The sequence below is a fragment of the uncultured Wocania sp. genome (assembly GCF_964021735.1).
GTDB lineage: Bacteria > Bacteroidota > Bacteroidia > Flavobacteriales > Flavobacteriaceae > Wocania_A.
Window position 1 is genome coordinate 1 of record NZ_CAXIBN010000212.1, and the last position, 4,823, is coordinate 4,823.

2 protein-coding genes are annotated in these 4,823 nt (G+C 35.2%); both read right to left on the minus strand.

From position 1 onward, the window contains the following. Positions 1-44: 44 nt before the first annotated feature. Positions 45-3,704 carry a phosphoribosylformylglycinamidine synthase gene (gene purL, locus AADI82_RS13730; RefSeq protein WP_341216996.1) on the minus strand — a complete coding sequence of 1,220 codons (3,660 nt, stop codon included), beginning with the start codon at positions 3,702-3,704 and terminating at the stop codon, positions 45-47. Positions 3,705-4,032: 328 nt separating this feature from the next. Next, the coding region (locus AADI82_RS13735; protein WP_341216997.1) for a fructosamine kinase family protein at positions 4,033-4,823 on the minus strand (791 nt) is incomplete at its 5' end.

The window sequence follows — 4,823 nt, forward strand, 5'->3', positions numbered from 1 at the left end:
TCCTGTCATCCCGACAAAAAAGGAGCTTAATCAAGCTCCTTTTTTTACTTCCTATTCTCAATCCACTTTTTAGCATTTACAAAAGCTTCTAGCCAAGGAGACACTTCATCTTTTCTTCCTTTAGGATAATGTGCCCAATTCCATTGAAACGTAGAGCGCTCAATATGTGGCATCGTTACTAAATGGCGCCCAGTTTTATCACACATCATAGCTGTGTTAAAGTCTGAACCATTTGGATTGTGAGGATAACCTTCGTAACCATATTTTGCAACGATATTGTATTTATCTTCAGAATATGGTAAACTAAATTTACCTTCACCATGAGAAATCCAAACCCCTAAAGTAGTTCCTGCAAGCGTAGACAACATAACAGAATCATTCTCTTGAATTTTTACTGAAGTGAATGAGCTTTCGTGTTTATGTGACTCATTATACGTTAGTTTTCCATGAGTTTCGTGTTCTGGATTTACTAAATCTAATTCCATCCAAAGTTGTGCACCATTACAGATTCCAACGGAAAGTGTATCTTTTCGTTCAAAGAAATTTTTAAGTGCTGTATTAGCTTTTTCATTGTATTTAAAAGCACCTGCCCAACCTTTTGCAGAGCCTAAAACGTCAGAATTACTAAAGCCACCAACTGCTCCAATAAATTGAATATCTTCTAAAGTTTCACGACCAGAAATTAAATCAGTCATGTGCACGTCTTTCACATCAAAACCAGCTAAATACATAGCATTTGCCATTTCACGTTCAGAGTTGCTTCCTTTTTCACGAAGGATAGCTGCCTTAGGCCTTGTATTTCCTATGACTGGTAATTTTCCAGTGAAATGTTTAGGGAAGGTATATTGTAAAGGTTGATTTTTGTAATTGTTGAATCTATCTTCAGCTAAATTTTTTGCAGTTTGTTTTTGGTCGAGTAGGAAAGAGGTTTTATACCAGACATCTCTTAATCTCGACACTGTCATAGTGAATACTTCAGCTTGATTAATAACACTTAGTACATCAGACTCGGTTACTTTTCCAATATTGAAATACTCAATATTTGCTTCTGATAAAACTGTTTCTACTGAAGTATCTTTTGCTTGAAACACAATTCCTGAATTTTCGGCAAATAAGATTTTAAAAGAATCTTTTTCATTTAAAACACTTAAATCTAATTCAGCACCTAAATTAGTGTCAGCAAAACACATTTCTAGTAACGTTGTAATTAACCCGCCTGAAGCTACATCATGTCCAGCAATAATTTGTTCATCTTTAATTAGTTGTTGAATGGTATTAAATACATTCTTAACGTAAGATGCATCTTTTACATTTGGTGTTTCATTCCCTATTTTATTAAGTATTTGTGCAAACGAACTTCCACCTAATTTAAAATCATCTTGTGATAGGTTGATATAATAAATATCACCTGCATTTTTTTGAAAAACAGGCTCTATAACTTTAGTAATGTCGTTACAATTAGCAGCAGCAGAAATGATAACCGTTCCTGGAGCAATCACTTCCTCATTCGGATATTTTTGCTTCATAGAAAGCGAATCTTTTCCGGTAGGAACATTAACGCCTAAATCGATAGCAAACTCTGAAATAGCTTGTACTGCTTCATATAAACGTGCATCTTCACCTTCGTTTTTACAAGGCCACATCCAGTTTGCAGATAACGAAACAGATTTTAGCCCTTCTTTTAAAGGAGCCCAAATAATATTAGTTAACGCTTCGGTGATTGAATTTCTGCTTCCAGCAACAGGACTGATTAATCCAGAAATAGGCGAATGACCAATAGAGGTTGCAATACCTTCTTTTCCTTTGTAGTCGAGAGCCATTACACCAACATTGTTTAATGGTAATTGTAATGGTCCTGCGCATTGTTGTTTTGCCACTTTTCCACCAACACATCTATCAACTTTGTTGGTTAGCCAGTCTTTACACGCTACAGCTTCTAGTTGTAATACTAGATCTAAATACTCATAAAAATTATCAGAATTATAAGTAACATCTTTATAATTTCTTTTGATAGTTTTATCGGTCAAAACTGTTTTTGGAGAACTTCCAAACATATCCTCCATAGCTAAATCCATAGGTTTATTACCCTTGGTTTTAGATTGAAAAGTAAAACGGTTGTCTCCTGTAACATCGCCTACGGTGTACATTGGTGAACGCTCGCGATCTGCAATTTTATGTAAAGTTTCAAGATGTGCTTCACCAATAACCAACCCCATTCTTTCTTGAGATTCATTTCCTATAATTTCTTTATTAGAAAGTGTTGGATCGCCAACAGGCAATTTGTCTAAATCTATTATACCACCAGTATCTTCAACCAATTCTGATAAGCAATTTAAGTGTCCGCCAGCGCCATGGTCGTGAATAGAAACGATATGGTTTTCATCGCTTTCTACCATGCCACGAATAGCATTAGCAGCACGTTTTTGCATTTCTGGGTTGGAACGTTGTACAGCGTTTAATTCGATGCCAGATGCAAATTCTCCTGTATCTGCTGATGATACTGCTGCACCACCCATTCCAATACGGTAGTTTTCGCCTCCAAGAATTACTATTTTGTCACCTTGCTTTGGTGTGTCTTTTAATGCTTGATCTATTTTTCCATAACCTATACCACCAGCTTGCATAATGACTTTATCGAAGCCTAGTTTTCTGGCTTCTTCTTCATGTTCAAAAGTTAAAACCGAACCACAAATCAATGGTTGACCAAATTTGTTTCCAAAATCTGATGCGCCGTTTGATGCTTTTATTAAAATGTCAATAGGTGTTTGGTATAACCAATCACGTTCTGGAAATGCTTTTTCCCATGGTCTGTTATCTTCTAAACGAGAATACGAAGTCATGTAAACTGCTGTACCAGCCAATGGTAATGAACCTTTTCCGCCAGCAAGTCTATCTCTAATCTCACCACCAGAACCTGTTGCAGCACCATTAAATGGCTCAACTGTTGTTGGAAAATTATGAGTTTCTGCTTTAAGTGAAATTACCGATTCAAAATCTTGCGTGGTATAATAATCTGGAACATCAGCACGTTTTGGAGCAAATTGTTCCACTTTTGGGCCTTTTATAAAAGCCACATTGTCTTTATATGCCGAAACAATATCATTTGGATGTTGTTTTGAGGTTTCTTTAATGAGTTTAAAAAGTGATGTCGGTTTTTCTTCGCCATCAATTACAAACGTGCCATTAAAAATTTTATGGCGACAATGTTCTGAGTTTACTTGTGAAAAACCAAATACTTCAGAGTCGGTTAGTGGTCTGCCAATTTTTTTTGAAACATCTTCTAAATATTCAACTTCTTCATGACTTAATGATAATCCTTCTTGTTGGTTATAAGCAGAAATATCTTCAATATTTAAAATCGGTTCTGGTTGAATATCAATAGTAAATGAGTCTTGATTTAACCCATTGAATTTTTCAGAAATCATAGGATCGAAATCTAAAAAATCTTCTGAAACCGATTGAAACTCTTCAATTCTAATAATATCAGAAATCCCCATGTTTTGAGTAATTTCAACAGCATTGGTGCTCCAAGGTGTTATCATTGCGGCACGCGGACCAACAAAAAAAGCATCTAAAGATGCTTGCTCTATTTTTGGCTGGTTGCCAAATAACCATACTAATTTTGAGATGGTTTCGGTTGATAATTCTTTTGTTGTTTGAACAGCAAAAACTTTGCTATTTGTGTTTCCAAAGAAATGAATCATTATCTATCTATTTGTGTGTGTTTAAAGAAAGTGCAAAAATACACATTTTTAACCATTCAGAATGTCTTTTTTTATCAAAGCGCAAGCTGTTATTAACAGTATTTTCAACAAGACTTTCAATTATTTGGACGTTACCTTTCAGGTCGGGCTTTCAGCAGTCGCTCCCTCCTGCGTCGGGGAGCTTCAACAAATGCTTCAATCCCTAACGCACTTGTCCGCTAAGGTTTTGTCATTCCTGCCTTACGACTTCGCTCAAGATAAACTTCGGCAGGAATCCATTTTGCTTTATTTTTGTGGATTCCTCATCAAGTGCGGAATGACAGAAATGCTAAAAATATTTTTGAAGAATTGATTTTACCGAGCTATAATAACTACTGCCAAACAAATTTAAATGCACCAACAAATAATACAATTGGTAAATGTCTATTCTAGCAGATGTATTTTCATCCAATGGATAATACGAGTGATATGACTCATAAAAAGATTCACCAAAACCACCAAACAATTTTGTCATAGCAATATCAACTTCGTTGTGTCCGTAATAAACGGCAGGGTCAATTAAATACGGTTCACCATTTTTTGAAATAAGATAATTACCGCTCCATAAATCACCATGAAGTAACGATGGTTTTATGCCTTTAAACAATAATTCTAACTGATTTTTAATGTGTTGTTCAGACGGACATTCAGCAACAGAAAGTAAACCTTTTTGTTTCGCTAGTTCAAGTTGAGGTAACAAGCGCTCATGAGTATAAAATTCAACCCAATTTTTGTGGGCAGAATTGCTTTGTGGTAAACTACCTATGTAATTATCTTTATCTAATCCAAAATTATCCGAAGAACATTTATGTAGAGTAGCCAGTTGTTCTCCTAAAAGTTTAAAATCTTCTGTTGTAGCTCGTTTAGATTCCACAAAATCCATCAGTAAAAAGGCAGAATTTTCAAAACTATCAAAAGCTAAAACTTTTGGTGTTTTTATTGTGTTAGTTTTGGCAATCAGGTCTAAACCATAAGCTTCGGTTTGAAACATGTTTAATGTGCTGACACTATTCAGTTTTAAAAAATATGAGTTGTTTGCAGTGTCAATTTTATAAGCTTGTGAAATGTCGCCACCACTAA